Raw genomic sequence first — 19,600 nt, 5'->3', positions numbered from 1 at the left:
AACTACCTTAACTTAAGGGTTGCCAGTCCTAGCATGACTAGGAACAATGAAATAATCCAAAAGCGAACGATCACTCTTGGCTCTGGCCAACCTTTTAATTCGTAATGATGGTGAATTGGCGCCATTCTGAATATACGTTGTCCGCGCAATTTGTATGAACCAACTTGTAAAATCACCGACACAGTTTCCATCACGAAAACACCGCCCATGATCACCAATAACACTTCTTGTCGCACTAATACCGCAATAGCACCTAAGCCTGCGCCTAGCGCTAACGAGCCAACGTCGCCCATAAAAACTTGTGCAGGGTATGTGTTAAACCATAAAAAACCTAAACCAGCTCCAACAATTGCCGTACATACAATCACCAGCTCACCCGCATCGGGTAAATGTGGAATATGTAAATAATTAGCAAATTGCGCGTGGCCAGATAAGTAAGCAATCAGTGCAAAAGCGCCTGCTACCATCACTGTTGGCATGATCGCTAAACCATCAAGTCCATCTGTTAAGTTAACGGCATTACTCGCCCCAACAATCGTGAAGTAAACCAACACGATATAAAGCAGACCAAGTTGCGGCATTACATCTTTAAAAAACGGGACAACTAATTGCGTTTCACCAGGAATTGATGCCGAGCTATACAAATAAAACGCAACGACCAAGGCTGCGATAGATTGCGAAGCATATTTCCAACGTGCAATAAGACCTTTGGAATCCTTTTTAACCACTTTTAGATAGTCATCAAGAAAGCCAATACCGCCAAATGTTCCAAGTACAAATAACATGACAATGACGTATCGATTCGATAGGTCACCCCACAATAAAACACTGACAAAAATACCAGCAAGTATCAGTAAACCACCCATTGTAGGTGTTCCACGCTTACTAAAATGTGATTCAGGGCCATCATTTCTGACAACTTGACCAATTTGCATCAACTGCAATCGCTCAATCAGTTTCGGACCAAACCATAAACTAAAGATAAGACCTGTCATCAGGCCAAGAATGGCTCTAAAAGTCACATATGAAAAAACATTAAACCCACTGTAAAACTGGGTTAAATACTCAGCTAAATAAGCCAGCATCTAAACAAACTCCCCACGCCTATTGGCTTCTAACAACTCTTCGACTACAGTTTCCATCGCTGCACTTCGAGAACCTTTTACTAAAATGGTTACCTCACCAGGTAACTGATTTATTTTTTCAATTAACGCTCTTGCTAAGGATTGAGTATCCTCATAATGCTCGCTTCCAAACGCTTTACTTGTTGATTCAGTCAGTTGACCACAACAAAACAAGGCATCGATGTCAGCTTTTTTGGCCTGTTTACCAACTTCCGCATGCAAAAGGGCGCTATTGTCACCTAATTCACCTAAATCTCCCAGCACTAAACACTGAAAACCTCGAGTTTGTTTAAGCCAATTCATTGCGGCATCGACAGAAGTTGGGTTAGCGTTATAACTATCATCAACTAATAATACTCTGCCTAAGTTATGCGGCACCATTCTCCCTTTCACTGGTGACAACTGGCTGAGCCCTGTCACAATGTCAGAAACGGGGATGTTAAGCGCAATACAAATAGCGGTAGCAGCTAAAGCATTACTGACTTGGTGCAAGCCTGCTAATGGAAGATGTACAAGGTGTGATTTTCCAAGGTACTCTAAGCTAAATTGATAACATCCGCTGTTATCAGCGACGATATCTAACGCCTTAATATCAGCTTCATTCTCTGCTGATATCGAAAACTTAAGTTGCGTAAATTCGGCAGTTTTATCCATCATAAATGGTGAGAATTGATCGTCAGCATTTATGATTGCTACGCCATCTTTTTGTAAATGATTGAAGATTTCAGACTTGGCCTTAGCAACACCTTCAATCGAGCCAAAACCTTCAAGATGAGCACGGCCAACATTATTGACTAACGCCACCTGAGGCGTCACTAAAGATGAAGTATAATTAATTTCACCCAGATGATTTGCCCCTAACTCAAACACACCAAATTCATGTTGATGCTCTAATCTGAGTAAGGTTAACGGCACACCAATTTCATTATTAAAATTTCCCGCTGTGTAAAGCACGTTATGGTGCTGCGATAAAATCGTCGCAACCATTTCTTTCACAGTCGTTTTACCATTTGACCCAGTTAATGCTACCGCAATTGGCGACACTTGTTGACGAACATACGCACCGATAGCGCCCATTGCCTTTTGCGTGTTACTCACAATTAATTGAGGTACATTAACAGCAAGTTCATGCTCGACTAATAACGCTTGCGCACCATTTTCAATCGCGGTTGACGCAAATTGATGCCCATCAAAACGCAGGCCTTTTAATGCAACAAATAAACTGCTTTCAGCCATCTTACGGCTGTCGCTTGTGACATCATTAATTTCTATGTCAGCGCCGACTAACGTGGCATTTAACTCACGTGCTAAGTCGGATAATTGAATAGGGATCATAGGCACCCCTTTTGTTCGCTAACACTGGTCATAGTGTCACAGCCCGTTAATTGCATAGCTAGCGCACGCTCATCATAATCAATTCTTTTACCCGACACTTCTTGATAGGTCTCATGCCCCTTACCTGCTAGCAAAACAATGTCACCTGCTTTCGCAAATGTAGCGACTTTCTTAATGGCTGTGATTCTGTCAATTTCTGTCAAAGCAAGCTCGGGCTTATTTAGACCAGCGACAACATCATTGATAATGGTCATAGGGTCTTCACTACGCGCATTATCACTTGTCACCATGACCTTATCTGCGTAATGCTCAGCCGCTTGAGCCATTAATGGTCGCTTACCTGTATCTCTATCACCACCGCAACCAAAAACACACCACAAAGTACCATGACAATGGATTCTTAATGCTTTTAACGCTTGCTCAATAGCATCTGGTGTATGAGCGTAATCAACGACCAAAGTTGGGCCATCTTGCTGATTAAAGCGCTCCATACGACCCGCTACTGGGGTGAGCAATGGCACAAGCCCCAATAACTCATTCATTGAGTCACGATTAGGGCTAGATTGCTGTAAGAAAAGTGCGCTTATCGCTGCAACAAGATTTGATAAGTTAAAATCACCAAGCAATGGCGATGTTAACTTGGCTTTAATTAATTCTGATTGCTGATCATTGACATTTGAAGGGTAATAAAAGTCGCAACTAACACCTGCATCATTAAACTGCATATTATCCGTATAAAACCGCGCTAATTGCTGCGTTTCAATATCTTGTGAAGTCACAGGTACTTTTGTACTAAAGCCAAACATAGTTTGGGAATCGAATTCAGCATACCATTGCGAGCCAACGGCATCGTCTAAGTTGAGTAAGCCATGCTTAACACATGGAAATGTGAATAAACGCTTTTTGGCTGCGCCGTACGCATCCATGTCACCATGATAATCTAAATGGTCACGGCTAAGATTAGTAAACACTGCCGTATCAAAAGGAACGGCCTCCACTCGGCCTTGTACCAGGCCATGACTAGATACTTCAATGGCACACGCTGACACATTTTGCTGCTGAAAAGCACTAATTTGCTCAATTATCGTTATCGCATCAGCCGTGGTATTACCGCTATCAACTAACTGTCCCCACACACCGTTGCCTAGTGTCCCCATCACCGCAGCTTTTTGCTGTTTGAGGGTAACGAGCTGTGCAATTAGCTGGCTAACTGATGTTTTACCATTTGTTCCAGTTACGCCAATAATTGACATTGCTTGCCCTTGAACCGGGTAAAGCTGTGCTGCGACTGCCGATAACTGACGACTTAACTGAAAAAAGTAGACTAATACTGCGCCAGTATCATGATGTTCAACTTTGCCATGCTCATCCGGATTATCGGTATGAATAAGCGCACCTATCGCACCAGAGTCTATGGATTTATCAATAAATTGACGGCCATCAACTTGATGGCCTGGTAATGCAACAAACAAACTGCCTGGTTTAATTTGACGACTATCTAATGTCATCGAGGCCACGATCTCACGACCGGCATAATGAAACCAAGGAGCAAGCAAATCACTAAGAAGCATTATTCAGCCCTCCTAGCAATGGCAGCTAATTCCACTTTTTCTTTCTCATTCAATGGCTCTACGTTGAGCATCTGTAATGCTCCAGACATGATTTTTGCAAATGCTGGGCCTGCAACATCACCACCATGGTAACGATCGCCTTTTGGCTCGTTAACCACGATAGATATCGCTAAGCGAGGGTTATGAACTGGCGCGACACCGGCAAATAGCGACACATAATCATCACCATAACCACCAGCAATTGATTTACGACTGGTTCCTGTTTTACCTGCAATTGGATAGTCATCAATATGCGCCTGGGTCGCAGTGCCACCCTTTTCAGTCACACCCAGTATCATTTCCATGACATCTTTGGCTGTTTGCTCAGAAATAACCTGCTCACCACGAGGGGCTTGCTTGAGTTTTAACACCGAAACAGGATAAAGCACACCACCGCTTCCTAGGGCGGCATACATTCGAGCTAACTGCAGTGGTGTAGCAGTTAAGCCGTAACCGTATGAAAGAGTTGCTCTTTCAAAATCAGACCAGCGGCGACGATCATGAATCAATCCGGCACTTTCACCCGCGAGATTAATGCCAGAATAATTACCTAACCCCATTGACTGGTATGTACCCAATAACTCTTGCACTGGCATCGATAGCGATACCTTACTGATACCTACGTTACTGGATTTCACTAAGATTTTATCTAAAGTCATGTCGCCATAATTAATCGGGTCACGTACCTGACGACCACCCACTCGCATCCAGCCCGGTGAGGTTTTAATTAAATCATTACGTTCAATTGTGCCAGCCTCTAATGCTGCAGCAACCACAAACGGTTTTACTGTTGAACCAGGCTCAAACGTATCGGTTAATGCACGGTTACGCATTCGATACGATTGTAGGTTTTCTCGAGAATTAGGATTGTAAGATGGTGTATTCACCATCGCTAACACTTCACCAGTATGAACATCAAGCACCACCACTGAACCTGACGTTGCTTGGTTAATTTCTGTTGTGCGTTTTAACTCACGGTAAGCAAGCTGCTGAATTCGCTGGTCAATACTCAACACTAAATCATTTGAGCTTTCACCCTCTTCAACAATATCTAGACGTTGGACGACTTTACCATCTCGAGATTTACGTACTTTTTGCTTAGAAGGCGTGCCTGTAAGCCAGCTATCGTAAGCATTTTCAATACCTTCAATACCGACATCATCAATATTCGTCAAACCAACTAATTGCGCTGCAGTTTCACCAGCAGGATAGTAACGACGAGATTCGGATTTTAAATAAATACCAGCAATTTTTAGCTGCTTAATATATTCAGCAACTGCAGGAGTCACTTGACGTTTTAAATAGATAAAGCGGCGTTTAGGATCTCGCTGCACTTTGCCTACAATGCTTTCAACAGGTAAATGCAATACATCTGCAAGGGCTTGCCAGCGGCGTATATCTTTAAATGCTTCTTTGTCGTGCGACACTTTAGGGTCTGCCCACACTGCACGCACAGGCACACTCACCGCAAGCATTTCGCCGTTACGGTCAGTGATTAAGCCACGTTGCACTTGGTTACTGCTGGTACGAAGGGTTCGCATATCACTTTCATGACGCAATTTATCTGGTTCAATAATCTGAATGTAAGCCGCTCGAGCAATCAAGGCCGTAAATAAAAGCAAAACAAAGCCTACCACTACGAATAATCGCCATGGAATTAACTCTGGATTTAACTTACGTTTTGCTTGTCTGCTCATTTTACTGACTCAATCATTCCTTTTCTGTTATTGCAGCCTGATAACCACTTCTTCTTTAGGTAAGGGTCGAACCATTTTTAAATCTTTAGTAGCAATACGAGTAACACGGCTATGCTCAGACTTAGATTGCTCTTCGAGTAACAAATTGCGCCACTCGATATCTAAACGATCCCGCTCTTGTAAAAGCTGATCTAACTGCGAGGTCAACTTACGCGTGGCATGGCTGGTATAAACCACCCCTACCGCATTGGCTAACACCACCATCGACAATAATAAAATCCACTTATGTCGCCAGATATCGGCAATCACAATGCGTGATAATTTTATTGATGATTGTCCCAAATTAACCTCTTTATGATGTCGCTGTGCTCAATAATTAATAATCAAGACGTTGAGCAACGCGTAACACCGAGCTTCGTGCTCGTGGATTCTGCTCAATTTCAACATCCGACGGCTTCATTGCTTTGCCAATCGCTTTTAGCTTTCTCGATTTATTTATTTCCGCTTCTGTTATCGGTAGCCCGTGTGGCACGCTTTCACCTTGGCTATTTTTACGAATAAAACGTTTTACCATTCTGTCTTCTAAAGAATGGAAACTGATCACCGATAAGCGGCCTTCTGGCGCCAATACTGAAACTGCGCCTTCTAACGCTTGCTCAATTTGCTCAAGCTCACTGTTGATATAAATACGAATAGCTTGGAAAACACGTGTCGCTGGATGCTTATTACGCTCTTTATTTTTAGTAATTCGAGCAATTAGATCGGCTAAATCTTTTGTGCGTAAAAAAGGAGTTTCTTCACGGTCAGCAGCAATACATCGGGCAATATGACGCGCATTTTTCTCTTCGCCGTAGGTTTTAAAAACCCAAGCCATATCTTCAATTTCTGCTTTAGCGATCCACTCAGCAGCCGTTTGACCTTGGCTGTTATCCATTCGCATATCTAGTGGACCATCGCGTAAAAAACTAAAACCACGTTCAGCATCATCTAACTGAGGCGATGACACGCCTAAGTCCAATAACACACCGTCAATTTTGCCTTTAAGCCCGAGCTCAGTAACGTAGTCAGCCAATTGGCCAAAACCTCCGTGAACAATCTGAAAGCGAGGATCGTCAGCAAATTGCTTTGCCGCTTCAATAGCTTGGGGATCACGATCGATCGCAATTAGACGTCCATTGTCACCAAGTTGACTTAATACATGCCTAGAATGACCACCACGCCCAAAAGTGCCATCGATATAGATGCCATCTTCATGGATATTTAAACCATCAACGGTTTCTTTTAGTAGTACAGATAAATGGGCAAATTCTTGGCTCATTAGACTCTTCTTAATTGGGTTATTTATAATGAAAAATTAGCTAATCTTTCATGGTTTGCGAGATCTTCTGCTTGAATCAACTCATGGCTTTCATCCATCTGTTGTTGCCAAGCAGCTTCATCCCATAATTCAAATTTATTGAGTAGACCCACCAACATCGTTTTCTTTTGCAAGCTGGCATATTGTCTTAATGCAGGTGGAACAAGCGCACGTCCATTGCCATCCAACTCACATTCGTGAGCGTGACCGAGTAATCTACGTTTCATAGAACGTTCGACTTTATCTGTGTCAGACAATTGTAATAACTTGGCTTCAATCAATTCCCATTCATGGATCGGATAGATCAGTAAACAGTGTGATTGAATATCAACGGTGATAACCACAATGCCTTCGTGCTCGGCGCGCAAGGATTCTCGGTATCGCATTGGAATAGCGATCCGTCCTTTTGCATCCATATTTATTGCACTGGCACCCCGAAACACGGTCATCAAATCCTATAATTTGTTATTAAATTTCCCACAAATATCCACAATTCCCCACAACCCTTAAGTTTAGGGACACAACACAAGTATTGTCAAGGGATGACAACATTAATTAAATCCAGTTCTGAAGCGGGTTCGCAGCAAATTTTAATTAATGATAAGCGAGTGGATAAAAGTGGTTTTTAGATGGGTAAATGAACGAAACCATAGACATAACAGCGTTCATCTCAGTAAAGAATGTGGGGAATTTGATCCAAATTGTGACCATTTTCATATAAAAATAACAAATAGGGTCGATCTTACAGGCAAAATAAAAATAAAAATCCACCGAAAACATGATGTCGATAACTGACTGGCAATAATGATTGCCGTTAACCAGCGCATTTTGTTGTATTGAATGATATATAAAACAGAGCAGCACATGTGAGTCAAAAATGACCATTCCATATACGCAAAAGGGAAAATACCAAGAAAGATGAAACAAAGTTATACTTAAATTGTCTAAATACTAACCAAAGATTGCCGATATAGTATATGAATCGACTTAGATCCATCATTTATCGACAACCATGAGGAGGCCATCATGAGCTTAGACACCATATATGCCATAACAGCAACACCACCAAAGCAAGTGGGTAGTTTTAAACGAGATGTCAAAAAGGTAAGCAACAGTAATGCCTTAGATGCTGATAGCCATGAAGCGCCGCAATCGCAATTGCCACCAAACACATCAACCCCAAATGCAGCTATATCACGTCCTAATACAAACCAAGCTCAACCCGCAGATACTAAATCATCTGCAAGACATATCGATATAGAAGTGTAAACTTCACCATTAAACTGTTTGTTGGACAGCTTTTTTCCAGCTTGAATATAAACGATTGCGTACATTGGCTTCCATCGATGCAAAGAACGTTTTATCGGCCGCTGCGATATTATTAAGTTCAGCAGTTGATTGCCAAAAACCAACAGCAAGCCCAGCCAAAAATGCAGCCCCCATCGCCGTAGTTTCTGCAACCTGAGGTCGAATCACATCCACATCACTAATATCAGCTTGAAACTGCATTAAGAAATCGTTTGCAACTGCACCGCCATCGACGCGAACTTGAGTCAACGGGACTCCCGAATCTTGGCTCATCGCTGCAAGTAAATCTTGGCTTTGATAGGCTATCGCTTCTAATGCTGCACGGATAATATGACTGCGGTTAACGCCACGAGTCAGACCGACAATCGCGCCACGAGCATCAGGTTCCCAATAAGGTGCTCCTAAACCAACAAATGCAGGTACCAAATACACTCCATTGGTATCTTCCACTTTATTAGCAAAATATTCCGTGTCTTGTGCATCCTGAATCAAGCCCATTTCATCACGAAGCCATTGGATCACAGCACCGCCCATAAACACTGAGCCTTCTAATGCATAATTTACCGATAAGTCTCCACCAATTGCTACAGTGGTTAATAAGCCATGAGTTGATGATACGGCTTTCTGGCCTGTATTCATTAATAAGAAACAACCTGTGCCATAAGTATTTTTTGCCATTCCTGGCTCAAAACAAAGCTGACCAAATAACGCAGATTGTTGATCTCCCGCCATACCAGCAACAGCAATCTCACCACCAGCAATCGTGGTTGTGCCATAAACAGCACAAGAAGGTTTCACTTCTGGCAGCATTGCCCTTGGAATATCAAACGCTTTTAACAGTTTTTCGTCCCATTGCTGCTGATGGATATTAAACAACATCGTCCGTGACGCATTAGTCGGCTCGGTTACATGCACTTTACCTTGAGTCAACTTCCACACTAGCCAAGTATCTATTGTGCCAAACAACAAATTGCCCGCTTGGGCTTCTTCACGCGCACCTTCAACATTATCCAAAATCCACTTAATTTTACTGGCAGAAAAATAAGGGTCGAGTACTAAACCTGTGGCAGACTTAATATTCTCCTCTAACCCATCCGCTTTAAACTGCTGACATATGGCTTGACTACGACGGCATTGCCAAACAATGGCATTGTATATTGGCTTACCAGTGCGTTTATCCCACACCACTGTTGTTTCACGTTGATTTGTGATGCCAATTGATGCCACTTCATCAGCGCTAATACTCGCCCTTGCTAAGACTTCGATTAATGACGAACTTTGCGACGACCAAATCTCCATCGGATCGTGTTCTACCCACCCAGCTTGAGGATATATCTGAGAAAACTCTCTTTGCGCCACTGCAACCATATTGGCATTGTGATCGAATACAATCGCCCTAGAACTTGTCGTACCTTGATCGAGCGCAATAACATATTTCTTAGAAGTCATTATCTACCTATAGATTGTCAGCAGTGTTATTTTAAAAAGTGTTCTGCACGCTTGCGCGGTATAACACTGTAAAAATTATCTTTACTAAGTTAAGACGGATAATCACCGATCTCAAGTCCGTTACACTCACAATGAGAATAATTGTGCTGTAAGCTATATTTAGCCTACAAAAAAGCCCCGCGAGTGCGAGGCTTTTTCAATGTAATCTACAGTTTCAAATTACATTTTATAGCTTAATTGAATACCAGCTAACCAAACATCAGCTTCAACACCACCGCTATAATTAACTGATGCTAAACCCAGTAGGTCTTGAGTTTCGTCAATTGGCGCGTCCCCCACACCTTTAATGTAGGTCAAAGCAAAATCAACCGTTAGGTTTTTCGTTGCTTGATATCCTGCACCAGCACTGAACCATAAACGATCTGAATCTGGAATTGTTGTTGAACGGTATTCGTCTTGCGCAGCACCTTGATCTAATGCCATACCGCCACGAACTAACCACTTGTCGTTAAGTTGGTATGTTGTACCGACAGCAAAACGCCAGTTATCTTTGAAGTTCTCTTCTTTAACTAAATCAGACTCCAATGGTAAACCCGTTGTTGAGTCAATTGGTTTAGTTTCGCCAGGGAAGTATGCTACTAACTCATCAAAAACACTCCACTGAGTCCAGTTTACACTTGCATGCATTGCCCAGTTTTCAGTTAATTGGTGATGTGAAGCTAACTCAGCAAATGCAGGTAACTCAATCGGTAAGTAGCCTTCAATGTGCACATCTTGACCGCCATCGTACAATAAGCCAGATGCAAAGCCATCTAACTCAAGTTCAACGCCACTGTGATAAGCAAAGCCTAAACGATGCGCTTCATTGATCTGCCAGCTTGTGCCTAATTGCCAACCTAAGGCAATATCATCACCTTCCATATACTTAAGGCTCGCACCTGCATCAGGAAGTTGAGGGGCAAGAGCAGGAACGGCTTGTTTCACGCCATCAATCCAACCCGGCATAGATGCGCCAACATGGCCTTCACCATACACCACACGTAACCCGGCACCGACACTGAATGCTTCATTAACTTTATAAGCAATATTCGGGTTAAACTCGACAGTTGTAATCCCAGTTTCATTACCGAATAAAGACGCTGGATGGGTTGCATCAAGCTCTGTCGCTAAACCGTAATTTGAGTTAACCGCTAAACCCCAAGTCCAGTTGTCATTCAACTGATTAGAGTAATAAAAGTTAGGCACAACCGCACTATCAGCAAAATCAGTAGCATCCGCTGCAATAATGACAGGATCAGGACCTAATATTGGAGAAGAAATACTGACGTCACCTACAACATCAACATTTGGCATGATGTAAATCGCACCTGCTGAAAGTTGACGACCTTCAAGGTAAGTTAACATTGCAGGGTTTCTTGCTTGAGCCGAAGCATTATCTGCCATTGCCGCTTCACCAGCAAAAGCACGGCCTAAACCCGTTGATGAGTATTCCGCTAACTGAAAACCAGCTGCATTCACTTGAGTCGTTGCCCCGAAAAGCATGGCACTTACTGCCACAGTCAATAGTGTCTTTTTCATTATTAGTCTCTGTTTGTAGCAAATCTAATGTTTGCTTAATCTCTTACATCATTAGAGCAATTGCTCAATTTGAAATCGCGGCAAGTTTACTGATGCAGAATAAATTTACAAGCCAAAGCCTTAAAACAGAGTAAATAACTACAAAACCAGTAACAGAAAACATCTTTGGTGACACAGCTCACACCAAAAACGCCCTCTCAGAGACGTTTTTTAAAAAATACTCGCTAAGAGCCAATAGAAAAATATCAAACATAATAATAAAAACTTAAATATCAATCATATAACAAGAATATATTACTGGACGCAAGTGTTCCCAAAAAAGCAGTGAGTTTCACTACCTTTGTGTAAAACAATGAAAGATAAAAAGACAAAACCTTAAAAATCAAACTATTAAGCCAATATAATTTATATCAATCAATAAAAAAGCCCTTACTTATCATAGTAAGGGCTTTAGCTAATATAAACTTGGTACAAGTGTAAGCCTAAATGTTAATTTTAAGCCCAATAGCAACAATTTGATTAAACCTGTTTAAAATTACGTCGCTAATCGCAGACATATTGTCATGGCGATTAACGACGCCAAGCAGGTATATTCGCCTCGTAGTCCGTAATTGCCTGTGCATATTCTAAGGTTAAGCCAATTGCATCCAAGCCGTTTAATAGCTTATGTCTCGCTGATTCAGCAATCGAAAAATCGAAAACACTCCCAGTTGGTGAGGTCACCGTTAACGACACTAAATCAACGGTTATATTCGCACCTTCACTGTCCTCAACCTCTGCCATCAATTGATTGACTTGCTCGTGAGTTAACTTAACTGGCAATAAACCATTATTGATCGAGTTGCCATAAAAAATGTCAGCAAAAGTGGGGGCTATGACCACACGCAAACCAAAATCGGCTAACGCCCATGGTGCGTGTTCACGACTTGAACCACAGCCAAAATTTTCTTGAGCTAATAAAATCGACGCACCTTTATAACGAGGTAAATTTAATGAAAAATCTGGATTATCTTGCTCACCCGCTTCATCTAAATAACGCCAATCATGGAATAAATGTACCCCAAAGCCATCCCTTGTCACTTTTGATAAGAATTGCTTAGGAATTATTTGGTCAGTGTCGATATTCGTACTATCAATCGCAACCGCTAGACCAGTATGTTGAGTAAAAGCTTGCATCTGTTTCTCTCTTCTAGTGGTAATGGATTAATAAGGCTTACGGATATCAACAAAATGACCAGCGATAGCAGCTGCAGCTGCCATTGCAGGGCTCACCAAATGTGTTCGACTGCCACGGCCTTGGCGACCTTCAAAATTACGATTACTGGTCGATGCGCAGCGATCGCCAGCTTCTAATCGATCATCATTCATTGCTAAACACATAGAGCAACCCGGTAAGCGCCACTCAAAACCAGCATCAAGGAAGACTTTATCTAACCCTTCTGCTTCTGCCTGTAATTTAACTTGTCCAGAACCTGGAACCACAATCGCAGTGACGCCATCAGCGACTTTACGGTTTTTAGCATGGTGCGCAGCTGCACGTAAGTCTTCGATACGAGAGTTAGTACACGAACCAATAAAGACTTTATTAATCGGAATATCAACCATTTTGGTACCAGAAGTTAGGCCAATATATTCAAGGGCTTTTTCCATGCTACTACGCACTGTCGCATTTGGCTCGCTCGCTGGATTTGGCACTTCTGCATCAATCGGAACCACTTGACCTGGATTTGTTCCCCAAGTTAATTGTGGTGCAATATCGGCAGCGTCTAAAATCACTTCTGCATCAAAGCTTGCATCTGTATCGGTTTTTAACGCAGTCCAATCCGCAACGGCTTGCTGCCAGTCATCGCCTTTAGGAGAAAACTCGCGCCCTTCAAGATAGTCGAATGTGGTTTGATCAGGCGCAACCATGCCTGCTTTAGCGCCCATTTCAATGGCCATGTTACATAATGTCATGCGACCTTCCATTGATAGCGCTTCGATAGCGTCACCACAGAACTCAACGACATAACCAGTACCGCCATCCATGCCTAAACGACCAATGATGGCTAACACAATATCTTTTGCTGTAATGCCTTCAGCGACATGACCACGTACTTCCACTTTCATGGTTTTCGCTTTCAGCTGACGCATAGTTTGGGTTGCTAACACATGCTCAACTTCTGAGGTACCAATACCAAATGCCAACGCACCAAATGCCCCATGTGTCGCCGTATGCGAGTCGCCACAAACAATGACAGTACCAGGAAGTGTAATGCCTAATTCTGGCCCCATTACATGAACAATACCTTGGTTAGGATGGTGAATATCATAAAGCTTAACGCCAAATTCTTTACAGTTTTGCGCTAATGTCTCCACTTGAATACGTGCCATTGGACTCATCGCATCTAAGCTCGCGCTCAATGTCGAGATATTATGATCCATGGTTGCAAAGGTTTTTTCAGGTGCGCGGAGTTTACGCCCTGCGGTTTTTAAACCACTGAAGGCCTGCGGTGATGTCACCTCGTGAACCAAATGGCGATCCACATAGATAATCGGCGCCTCAGCTTCTGGCGATGCCAGTACATGGGCATCCCACACTTTTTCATACAGAGTCTGAGCACCACTTGCTTGAGTTGCCATTACACACCTTCCTTAACAGCATTAGCGATAAAATCGCCCATTTCTGACGTTGTTTTAGCATTTTGGCGTTCATCAGCACTTAATAACTCGCCCGTTAAATAACCTTCAGACAAGGCTTTACTTACCGCACGCTCTATCGCACTCGCGGCTTCTTCAAGCTTTAAACTATGACGCAGCAATAAGGCAGCTGATAAAATTTGTGCCACTGGATTGGCAATACCTTGGCCGGCGATATCTGGTGCACTGCCACCAGCAGGTTCATACATACCAAAACCACTGCTATTTAAACTCGCAGATGACAATAGCCCCATCGAGCCCGTCAACATGGCAATTTCGTCAGAAATAATATCGCCAAATAAGTTTGAACATAACATGACGTCAAATTCATTCGGACGACGTAACAATTGCATTGTCGCGTTATCAATATAGATATGCTCAAGCTCTACATCTGGGAAATCTTTAGCGACACCTTCAACAACTTCTCGCCATAATACTGAACAAGCCAGAACGTTAGCCTTATCAACTGATGTCACTTTTTTGCTTCTGCCTTGAGCAGCTTCAAAAGCAATGCGAGCTATGCGTTCAATCTCGCGGCGGCTATAGCGCATCGTATCAAACGCTTCTTCATCAGCTCCTTCACCTTGGCGCCCTTTTGGCTTACCAAAGTAAATACCACCCGTTAACTCGCGGACGCATAACACATCAAAACCACGTGATGAGATATCACTGCGCAGCGGTGACATATGTTCAAGTCCTGTATGCAACTTGGCAGGACGTAAATTACAGAACAAATCAAAATGACCACGAAGCGGTAACAACGCGCCACGTTCAGGTTGATCATTAGGGGCTAGATGTTCCCATTTAGGGCCACCAACACTACCAAACAATACGGCATCTGCAGCTTCACAACCTTTTAAAGTTGATTCTGGTAACGGGCAACCATGGTTATCAATGGCAATACCACCAACATCGTACTCAGCATATTCAATATTTAGTGCAAATCTGGCTTCAACTTCTTTTAGCACTTTGCGTGCTTCAGCCATTACTTCAGGACCAATACCATCCCCTGCTAATACTGCTACTTGATAACTCATACTCCACCTAACTCCCTATCTTTATGAATCTGTTGTTTAAAATCAGCTACTTTATCTGCACGATAAATTAAGTTCATCACATGAACGAGCGCCTGTGCTGAGGATTCAACCACGTCTGTTGCTAACCCTAGACCGTGGAAAGTTTGCTGATTATATTCTGCGGTAATATCAACTTGGCCTAAGGCATTTTGACCTTCACCTTTCGCACCTAATTTGTAGTTGGTAATATTGATGGTGCGGTCTGTTGCTCTTGCAATGGCATTGTACGCAGCATCAACAGGGCCATTACCGGTCGCCGCTTCTGTCATCTCTTTACCATCCACCGTAATACGCACCGTGGCAGTTGCCACGCCTTCTGTAGAATCTGAATGAACCATCAAATGTTGTAATGCGTAATGATCATCATCTTGAGATTGAGCTTCCATAAACACTAAGGCTTCTAGGTCATAATCAAATACTTGACCTTTCTTATCCGCTAAATTCAAAAATTGCTCGTAAAGGCTATCCATATCGTAATCGGATGCTTGGTAACCCATTTCTTCCATACGGTGCTTAATGACATGGCGGCCTGAGCGAGATGTCATATTTAAATTATTACGATTCAAACCAATGCTTTCTGGTGTCATGATTTCGTAAGTGTTTTTCGCTTTTAACATGCCATCTTGGTGAATGCCTGATGAATGAGAAAATGCATTGGTGCCCACGACAGCTTTGTTCGCTTGAATAGGCATATTACATAGCTGGCTCACCAATGAAGAGGTGCGATGGATCTCTTTTGCATTAATATTGCTTTCAAGCCCTAATAAACCTTTACGCGTCGATAGGATCATGGCGATTTCTTCTAATGAACAATTACCCGCTCGTTCGCCAATACCGTTTACGGTACATTCAATTTGACGAGCGCCATGCTCAACAGCAGTAATAGAGTTAGCCACAGACAAACCTAAATCGTCATGACAATGCACTGATATCACCGCTTGATCGATATTAGGTACACGATTAAATAGCGTTTGAATGATGCCACCGAACTCACTTGGCACGGTATAGCCCACGGTATCAGGAATATTAATGGTGCGAGCACCCGCTTTAATGGCTTGTTCAACCATACGGCATAGGTTATCAATAGGTGTTCGACCCGCATCTTCACACGAAAACTCAACATCATCAGTAAAACGGCGGGCATATTTAACAGCCCCAACAGCCATATCAAGCACGTCATCAAATGAACGTTTTAATTTGCTTTCAACGTGAATAGTCGATGTAGAAATAAAAGTATGAATACGGAACTGTTCAGCAACAGATAACGCTTGAGCTGCCGCATCAATGTCTTTTTCAAGAGCACGAGATAATGCACAAACACGGCTGTTTTTAATTGTTCTAGCAATGGTCTGCACTGATTCAAAATCACCTGGCGATGACACAGGAAAACCCACTTCCATAACATCAACACCCAAGCGCTCCAGCGCCAGAGCAATTTGCAGCTTTTCTTTAACAGTTAAACTTGCTGCTAACGCCTGCTCACCATCTCTCAATGTGGTATCAAATATTATGACTCTATTGGACATCAGTTTTCTCCATCGAACTTTGTTGTTCAGGTAAAAGTTTGTTCGGTTTTCTAACAAATAACTGCGACGCCATTAAAAGTGTTTAGCAAGTCATTCGTCTATTTGTTTGTTCTAAAAATCAATTGGTTCAGAAACAAAAAACCCCGCGGCTGTTAGCGCGGGGTTTGTGAATGCAAGTAAACTTATTTAGCAAGTAACACAAAGGACTCCGCGCAAATTTTGCGTAAGAGAAGAAAGAGACCTAGGAGAATGTTACCACTATAAATATTCATTAAAGTTAACTAATTATTCTTAAATTAAAATGTTCTATACTGACTTTTTAACGTGACAAGCCTGCTGTGTCAACCCTATTTTATTCATCTTTTGTTCAATTATCCCTTAAAGCTAAATCAGACTCGACAGTCAATCTTCCCTAAAACAGTGTAGCGATAAAGAAAAACCCAACGTAAACCTTGATATACGCTGATTCTAGGATTTATTTTCAAAAATAATTTGCATCAAACGACTAAATATCATCACCAATAAAAAAGTGCATAAATTTTTTGAAGTGATTAAGCCATTTTTGTTATATCAGCCATGCGAATCAATACGCAGCCAGCAAACATTGAATATGGGACTAGCATAGTAACTGAATGAAATAGATCGTTCGTGATTAAAAACACCTGTTAATCATGTTTGCGCGATAACCTAATCAAAGCGGTTGCACACAAAGGAAGGCCATAACGAGAATGATGAAATCAAGCTAGTGAAATATAAGAGAGCTAAAATTGACGACAAACGAGAATTGAAGAAGTGAAGAACTGAGGAGGTGAAGAACCATCACGCTTTCATTACCTAGCATTAAAACGGCTCGCTAACATCCTTGATGATAACGCAATAAGCCTTGTACCAAAGATTAACTAGCTTTCGATTAAGTATTGGCTAATTTCATCCAAAAAGGCATTACCAAATCGGCTTAACTTACGCTCACCAACACCATTCACCGCTAACATTTCTCCGGCGCTCGTGGGTACCATTGCCGCCATTTCTGCTAATGTTGCGTCATTGAATACTAAATATGGCGGAACGTCATGCTCTTCGGCCAGCTCTCTTCGTAGTAATTTCAGGCGTGCAAAAAGCTTTCTGTCGTATTGCTGCGGCGCACGAGAGGCGCTACTGCGACGTTTAGTGGTCACTAATTGAATACGAGGCTCTGCAAGTTGCAATGTCACCTCGCCTTTTAACACGGCTCTTGCTGATTCGTTTAGCTTAACAGATGAACCACGGGTAATATCTTGTGAAGCCAGTCCAAGGTGAATGAGTTGACGTGTAACCGACAACCAATACTCATGGCTTTGCTCCTTGCCAATTCCCCAAGTGGATAACTTATTATGGCCACGATCCATCACATTGGCCGCTTTTGAGCCACGTAACACGTCAATGACCTGATTCACCCCAAAATGCTGGTTTAGTCTAAAGATACAAGACAAAACTTTTTTAGCATCTTCACTGCCATCATACTTTTTAGGCGGGTCAATACAGACATCGCAGTTACCACAAGGCTTATCAGCACTTTCATCAAAGTAATGCAGTAATACCTGACGGCGGCATGTTTGCGCTTCAGCAAACGCCGCCATGGTATTCATTTTATGGAACTCCACATCTTGTTGCGGACCTGGCTCAGATTGCTCAATTAAATGCTTCACGCGCCCAATATCAGCAGGGTCAAATAACATGTAAGCTTCAGCATCTAAGCCATCTCGTCCTGCTCGGCCTGTTTCTTGGTAGTAAGACTCCACGCTTTTCGGAATATCGTAATGCACTACAAAGCGGACATTGGATTTATTAATCCCCATGCCAAAGGCAACAGTTGCCACTACAATATCGATTTTATCTTTTAAAAATTTATCTTGAATATCAACACGTTCTTCTTGTGTCATACCCGCATGGTACGCAGCAGCGCTGAAGCCCTGCAGCTTGAGGCGATCAGCAACTTCATCAACACGGCGTCGACTACTGCAGTAGATAATGCCATTACTGCCTTTTTGCAGTTGTAAAAACTGCTTTAGCTGGTTAGCAGCATTGAGCTTTTCGACCACAGTGTAACGGATATTAGGTCTGTCAAAGCTAGATAATAAGCAAAATGGCGTGATATGAAGCCGCTGGCAAATACTCTCACGAGTTGCTTGATCAGCTGTAGCTGTTAATGCCATCAGTGGAATGTATGGAAATATCTGTTTTAGCTGACCAAGGGCGGCATATTCAGGTCTAAAATCATGGCCCCATTGACTGATGCAATGCGCTTCGTCAATGGCAAACAGAGATACCTGTAATTCATGTAAACGCTCAATAAAGTCAGGACGAAGTAAGCGCTCTGGCGATACATATAGCAGCTTAATTTCACCTTGATGCAAACGACGTAGTATTGCCACCGTTTCTTCACGAGGTAAGGATGAGTTCAAATAAGCTGCCGCAACCCCAGATTGAGTTAAGCTGTCCACTTGATCTTTCATCAAAGAAATCAAAGGTGACACCACTACTGTCAACCCTGGCAGTAATAAAGCTGGCAGCTGATAACACATACTTTTACCGCCACCTGTGGGCATGATAACTAATGTGTCTTGGCCGTTTAACGTTTGCTCAATAATCTCACGCTGACCTTCTCTGAAGTCACGATAACCAAATATCTGTTGTAAATGATAGCCGAGTGCGTCCTGCTCCAATGCTGGAGTGGGAACTGAAATCTGCTGCGGCTGTGCTTCTACTGAACCTGAGATATGATTGTCCATCTTTTGAGCTGAAGATAAGAAGCGCCATTTTAAAGCACTGCTGTGCATATGTCTCGAATCAATGCGCAATAGCTGACCTCAACTGCTCAAATA

General features: G+C 42.5%; 15 protein-coding genes. 1 reads left to right on the top strand and 14 read right to left on the bottom strand.

Features of this window, described 5'->3' with window-relative positions; translation table 11 throughout:
- Window positions 1-2: 2 nt before the first annotated feature.
- Genes mraY through mraZ form a run of 7 tightly spaced genes read right to left on the bottom strand, consistent with a single transcriptional unit; the run spans window position 3 to window position 7,566 of the window.
- Entirely contained in the window at window positions 3-1,085 is a 1,083-nt protein-coding gene (gene mraY, locus SJ2017_RS01930; protein WP_055025207.1) for a phospho-N-acetylmuramoyl-pentapeptide-transferase, read from the bottom strand.
- Complete coding sequence (locus SJ2017_RS01925; RefSeq protein WP_080914712.1) at window positions 1,086-2,459, bottom strand: UDP-N-acetylmuramoyl-tripeptide--D-alanyl-D-alanine ligase; 1,374 nt, start codon at window positions 2,457-2,459, stop codon at window positions 1,086-1,088.
- Window positions 2,456-4,033, bottom strand: coding sequence for a UDP-N-acetylmuramoyl-L-alanyl-D-glutamate--2,6-diaminopimelate ligase (gene murE, locus SJ2017_RS01920; protein WP_080914711.1), 1,578 nt, complete (start codon window positions 4,031-4,033; stop codon window positions 2,456-2,458). Before murE ends, SJ2017_RS01925 begins: the two co-directional genes overlap by 4 nt.
- Entirely contained in the window at window positions 4,030-5,766 is a 1,737-nt protein-coding gene (locus SJ2017_RS01915) for a peptidoglycan D,D-transpeptidase FtsI family protein (protein ID WP_080914710.1), read from the bottom strand. Before SJ2017_RS01915 ends, murE begins: the two co-directional genes overlap by 4 nt.
- Window positions 5,767-5,793: 27 nt before the next feature.
- A complete protein-coding gene (gene ftsL, locus SJ2017_RS01910; RefSeq protein ID WP_055025211.1) occupies window positions 5,794-6,108 on the bottom strand; it encodes a cell division protein FtsL in 315 nt (104 codons plus the stop codon).
- Between the two features lie 34 nt (window positions 6,109-6,142).
- Window positions 6,143-7,084, bottom strand: a complete 942-nt coding sequence (gene rsmH / locus SJ2017_RS01905; protein WP_055025212.1) for a 16S rRNA (cytosine(1402)-N(4))-methyltransferase RsmH — start codon at window positions 7,082-7,084, stop codon at window positions 6,143-6,145.
- Between the two features lie 23 nt (window positions 7,085-7,107).
- Entirely contained in the window at window positions 7,108-7,566 is a 459-nt protein-coding gene (gene mraZ, locus SJ2017_RS01900; protein WP_055025297.1) for a division/cell wall cluster transcriptional repressor MraZ, read from the bottom strand.
- Between the two features lie 583 nt (window positions 7,567-8,149).
- On the opposite strand from mraZ, the gene SJ2017_RS01895 reads away from it, so the two are divergent.
- A complete protein-coding gene (locus SJ2017_RS01895; protein WP_080914709.1) occupies window positions 8,150-8,392 on the top strand; it encodes a hypothetical protein in 243 nt (80 codons plus the stop codon).
- Between the two features lie 9 nt (window positions 8,393-8,401).
- On the opposite strand, the gene glpK is transcribed toward SJ2017_RS01895, so the two are convergent.
- The 7 genes from glpK to recQ form a co-directional block, all read right to left on the bottom strand.
- Entirely contained in the window at window positions 8,402-9,880 is a 1,479-nt protein-coding gene (gene glpK / locus SJ2017_RS01890) for a glycerol kinase GlpK (protein ID WP_080914708.1), read from the bottom strand.
- Window positions 9,881-10,099: 219 nt separating this feature from the next.
- On the bottom strand, window positions 10,100-11,458 hold the full coding sequence (locus SJ2017_RS01885) for an outer membrane protein transport protein (protein ID WP_080914707.1): 1,359 nt from the start codon (window positions 11,456-11,458) through the stop codon (window positions 10,100-10,102).
- A 570-nt stretch (window positions 11,459-12,028) separates the two neighbouring features.
- Complete coding sequence (gene leuD, locus SJ2017_RS01880) at window positions 12,029-12,634, bottom strand: 3-isopropylmalate dehydratase small subunit (protein ID WP_080914706.1); 606 nt, start codon at window positions 12,632-12,634, stop codon at window positions 12,029-12,031.
- A 27-nt stretch (window positions 12,635-12,661) separates the two neighbouring features.
- Entirely contained in the window at window positions 12,662-14,080 is a 1,419-nt protein-coding gene (leuC, locus tag SJ2017_RS01875) for a 3-isopropylmalate dehydratase large subunit (protein WP_080914705.1), read from the bottom strand.
- A complete protein-coding gene (gene leuB / locus SJ2017_RS01870) occupies window positions 14,080-15,174 on the bottom strand; it encodes a 3-isopropylmalate dehydrogenase (protein ID WP_055025218.1) in 1,095 nt (364 codons plus the stop codon). Before leuB ends, leuC begins: the two co-directional genes overlap by 1 nt.
- A complete protein-coding gene (gene leuA / locus SJ2017_RS01865) occupies window positions 15,171-16,739 on the bottom strand; it encodes a 2-isopropylmalate synthase (RefSeq protein ID WP_055025219.1) in 1,569 nt (522 codons plus the stop codon). Before leuA ends, leuB begins: the two co-directional genes overlap by 4 nt.
- 899 nt (window positions 16,740-17,638) lie before the next feature.
- A complete protein-coding gene (recQ, locus tag SJ2017_RS01860; protein WP_080917350.1) occupies window positions 17,639-19,507 on the bottom strand; it encodes a DNA helicase RecQ in 1,869 nt (622 codons plus the stop codon).
- Window positions 19,508-19,600 lie beyond the last annotated feature (93 nt).

Source organism: Shewanella japonica (genome assembly GCF_002075795.1).
In the GTDB taxonomy this organism is placed as follows: domain Bacteria; phylum Pseudomonadota; class Gammaproteobacteria; order Enterobacterales; family Shewanellaceae; genus Shewanella; species Shewanella japonica.
The sequence above is the reverse complement of the archived record's forward strand: the minus strand, read 5'-3'. Positions and strand labels throughout refer to the sequence as shown.